A 4,531-nucleotide genomic window follows, 5' to 3' on the forward strand; every position below is an offset into this window, starting at 1 on the left:
GGATTTTGGGCAGGTCACGCAAGGGTTTCTTTTTGGTTGGCATACATGCACCTCTTACTCATGTTATGCCCGAACACAAAATTTCTGACACCCTCTCGCCTGGCGACCAGGACCTGATCCGCGACCGCCAGGACCGTCTGCTCGAAGAGCAGCAGCGCCGCCTCGAAGAACTGCGCAACCTGCCCGGCAAGGCCGCCGAACCCGGTGAGTCGCAACCGGCGGCCGACAGCCGCTGCTTCACCATCCACACCATCGAGCTCAAGGGCGCCGACAGCCTGTCCGCCGCCGACCGCGATCGCCTGCTCAAGCCCTTCATCGACCAGTGCCTGGGCGTCACCCAGCTCAATGCCTTGCTCAAGGCCATCACCGACCATTACCTGGGTCGCGGCCTGGTCACCAGCCGCGCCTACCTGCCGCAGCAGGACCTGTCCTCGGGTCATCTGCAGGTACTGGTGGTGGAAGGGCGCTTGGAAGGGCTGCGCCCGGACCCGGCCAGCGGCCTGAGCGACCGTGAGCTGGGCATGGCTTTTCCCGGCGATATCGACCAGCGCCTGAACCTGCGCGAGATCGAGCAGATGGTCGACCAGCTCAACCGCCTGCCGTCGAACAAGGCGCAGATGGAGCTGACCCCGGGCAAGGCCGTCGGCGGCAGCGAAGTGCTGGTGCGCAACACCCAACAGAAACCCTGGCGCGCCTCGCTGTCGCGCAACAACGAAGGCCAACGCAGCACCGGCGAGCAGATGCTCAACCTCGGCCTGGAATGGGACAGCCCGCTGGGCCTGGCCGACCAGCTGATGCTGCGCGGCGGCCACGACGTGGTCAGCGATCACACCCAGGGCTCGAAGAACGGCGTGCTGTTCTACAACCTGCCGTGGGGCTGGTGGAACTTCACCTACAGCTACAGCGAGAGCGAATACCGCTCCCTGGCCCAGGCCAACGGCTTTGCCTTCAAGCAGACCGGCGACAGCCAGAACCACCAGCTGCGCGCCGAGCGCGTGGTACACCGCGACGCCACCAGCAAGACCTCGCTCAATGCCGGCATGGCCCACCTGCGCACCAACAACTACATCGAGGACAGCCGCCTAGAGGGCAGCAGCAACCGCCTGAGCGAGGCGCAGTTCGGCATCAACCATGGCCGGCGTCTGGGCAATGCCTTCGTCAACCTCGACTTGGGCACCCAGGAGGGCATCGGCGCCTTCGACGCCCAGGACAATGGCCACCCACGCCCGGGCCAGCCGGTGGCGCGCTACCGCAAGTACAGCGCCACGCTCAGCTACGTGCAGGGCTTCCAGCTCCTCGGCGAGCGCCTGAGCTTCAGCAGCCTGGCCACCGGCCAGCGCAGCGAGGACGTGCTGTTCAGCCCGCAGCGCATCAGCCTTGGCGGGCTGTCGTCGGTGCGCGGCCTGAAGGACCAGTCGCTGTCCGGCGACAGCGGCGGCTACTGGCGCAACGACCTGCGCTGGACCCGCCCGGTGAACTGGCCGCTGCTGCAACCGCTGGTGGCCGAGTACGGCCTGGGCCTGGGCTACGACCTCGGGGTAATCCACAACGATCGCTACAACGGCGAGTACCACGGCCGTGCCAGCAGCCATTCGCTGGAGCTGTTCGCCCGCGGCCAGCACATGGCCGCCAGCGTGACCTTCGCCCACAGCCTGGAACGCCCCGACGTGCTGACCGAGAAGGAACGCCCGGTGTATTTCCGCCTGGACCTCTTCATTTGACCGCCTGATTCACGAGACCTGACATGGACGTTCGCCTGTTTGCCTTCCTGGCCCGCCAACGCTCGGCCGCAATTCAGCCCCGTGAGCATTTCTGCGGGTTGCCCAAGCGTGGCCTGGCCTTCCTGCTGGCCAACGCCATGTTCTGGCAGCCGCTGTGGGCGCAAGCCGCCGAAGGCGTGGTGGTCAGCGGGCCGGGGACCAGCCTCGGCCAGGCGGGCAACGGCGTGCCGATCGTCAACATTGCCGCGCCCAACGGCAGCGGGCTGTCGCACAACCAGTTCAGCGACTACAACGTCGGTCAACAGGGGCTGATCCTCAACAATGCCACCGATCGTACCCAGGCTACCCAGTTGGGCGGGATCATCCTTGGCAACCCGAACCTGCAGGGGGCGGCGGCCAATGTCATCCTCAACGAGGTCAACGGTGCCAACGCCAGCCAGCTGCGCGGCTACACCGAAGTGGCCGGACGCGGGGCGCATGTCATCGTCGCCAACCCCCATGGCATTACCTGTGATGGCTGCGGTTTCATCAACACGCCACAGGCGACACTCAGTACCGGCAAGCCGGTGATCGAGAACGGCCAACTGACCCGTTACCAGGTCGACCAGGGCCACATCGCCATTGAAGGCGCGGGGATCAATGCCAGCAACGTCGACAGCTTCGAGCTGATTGCCCGCAGTACCAAGATCAACGCCGAGATCCAGGCCCGCAACCTGGCCATCGTCGCCGGGCGCAACGATGTCGATGTCCGCACCTTGGCGGCCACCGCGCGTGCTGACGACGGCAGCGCCAAGCCGAGCCTGGCGATCGACTCCAGCGCGCTGGGCGGCATGTATGCCGGCGCGGTCAGGCTGGTCGGCACCGAGGCCGGTGTCGGTGTGCGCCTCGACGGGCGGATGATTGCCAGCGGTGACGATATCCAGCTCGATGCCAATGGTCAGCTGAGCATGGTTCAGGCCAGCGCCGGGGGCGATGTGCGCATCCGGGCGACCGGTATCGAAACCCGGGGGCCGGTACATGCCGGCAAGCAACTGCAGGTGGAAAGCCGCGGTGACCTGGTCAACCACCAGGGGCTGACGGCAGCGGGTTCGGTGCAACTGGACGCGGCAGGCCAACTGAGCAACCTTGGGGGCATCCAGGCCGGTATCCAGGCCGATGGCAGCCGCGCGGCCGACGCCGACCTGAAGATCAACGCCGGTGCCGTGGACAACCGCAACCAGCGCTTGATCGCCAGTGGTGACCTGACGCTGTCCACGGGTGGACGCCTGGATAACCAGGGCGGCAGCCTCAGCGCCGGCCGCCATGCCGACATCAACGCCGCAACGCTGGACAACCGCCAGCAGGGCAAGGTTGTCGGTGACGGGCGCATGACCCTCACCGGTGGGCAACTGCTCAACAGCGACCGTGGCCAGATCATCAGCCAGGGAGCACTGAACGCCACTTGGGCGCATCTCGACAACCAGGCCGGCGAGTTGTCCAGCCTCGATGTCCTGGCCCTGAACCTCGGTAGCCTGGACAACCGCAATGGCAAGGTCCTGGCCAACCGGGGCATTACCGTCACCAGCCAGGGACTGGTCGACAATCGGACCGGCCGGATCGCCAGCCAGACTTCCCTTGACCTGACCGCCCAGGCCCTGAACAACGGTCAGGGCGGCCATATCAGCGGCAACCAGGCGGTCACGGTCAACGTCGGTCGGCTCGACCAGCAAGGTGGCCACCTGAGCAGCGTCACCGAGCTGACCCTTGACCTGAACCATGGCCGGCTGGACAACCGCAACGGCGAGATCGTCGCCAACCAGTTGCGTCTGCGGCAGATGGCCGATATCGACAACCAGCGTGGCGAGATCTCCAGCAAGGGGGCCTTCACCCTGACAGGCCGCAGCCTCGACAACACCGGTGGCAAGTTCTACAGCGAGCAGGCCCTGACCGTGCGTCTCGATCAGTTGCTCGACAACCTGGATGGCCTGGTCTCGGCCGACGGCCTGGATATCCAGGCCCTGGCGTTGCACAACCAGGGCGGCGTGGTCACCAGCAAGTCCGGCCTGGTGTTGGCCACCCGCGCAGCCATCGACAACCAGCACGGCGAGATCTCCAGCACCGGCCACGGCCAGGTAAAGGCCGGCAGCCTCGACAACCGTGAGGGTATGGTCACGGGTGGGGCACTGGAACTGGTGGTCGCCCAGGCGCTGGACAATCGCCAAGGTGTGCTGGCAGCCGGCAAGGCAATGACGCTGAACGCTGCCAGCCTCGACAACCGCGAGCAAGGCAAGCTGCTCAGCGATGGCACGCTGACCGCCAAGGTCACCGGCCTGCTGGACAACCAGGCCAAGGGCCTGGTGAATGGCCAGGGTGCTACTGATATCGACGCGGGGCAGTTGGATAACCGTGGTGGCCGGTTGCAGGGCAAGGATCTGCTGACCCTGCACGGCCAGCACTGGGACAACCGCGGCGGCAAGATCGAGGGTGATGGCGCGATGACGCTGACCCTCGACCAGCTCGACAACCGTGACCAGGGCCTGGTCAGCGGCCAGGCTGGGGTGCGCTTCAATGGCACCGAACTGCTCAACCAGCTCGGCATCTTCGGTGCGAAGGGCAACCTCGATCTGGTCGCTGCCCACCTGGACAACAGCGGTGGCAGCCTGACCAGCGGTGGCGATCTCGATGGGCAGGTCACGCGCCTGGAACAGCTCGGCGGCAAGCTGTCCGCCGATGGCAAGCTGACCCTCAAGGGCGATTCGCTGGTCAACCGCCAGGGCGCCGTGCTGGGCGCCGGGCAGGGCATGCGCCTGACCGTGGGCAGCGTCGACAAC

At 66.2% G+C, this 4,531-nt stretch carries 2 protein-coding genes; both read left to right on the plus strand.

Going from position 1 to position 4,531, the window contains the following annotated elements; all coding sequences use genetic code 11:
- The first annotated feature begins 65 nt into the window (after positions 1-65).
- The gene (locus AC25M7_RS25320) at positions 66-1,721 is read left to right on the plus strand and encodes a ShlB/FhaC/HecB family hemolysin secretion/activation protein (RefSeq protein ID WP_486971625.1); all 1,656 of its coding nucleotides are present in this window, start codon (positions 66-68) and stop codon (positions 1,719-1,721) included.
- Positions 1,722-1,744: 23 nt separating this feature from the next.
- The coding region (locus tag AC25M7_RS25325) for a two-partner secretion domain-containing protein (protein WP_486971626.1) at positions 1,745-4,531 on the plus strand (2,787 nt) is incomplete at its 3' end.

Source organism: Pseudomonas sp. P106(2024), assembly GCF_057480815.1.

Bases quoted from the DNA above. Each gene is read 5' to 3' on its own strand.
- AC25M7_RS25320 (WP_486971625.1), top strand. From the start codon at position 66: ATGCCCGAACACAAAATTTCTGACACCCTCTCGCCTGGCGACCAGGAC.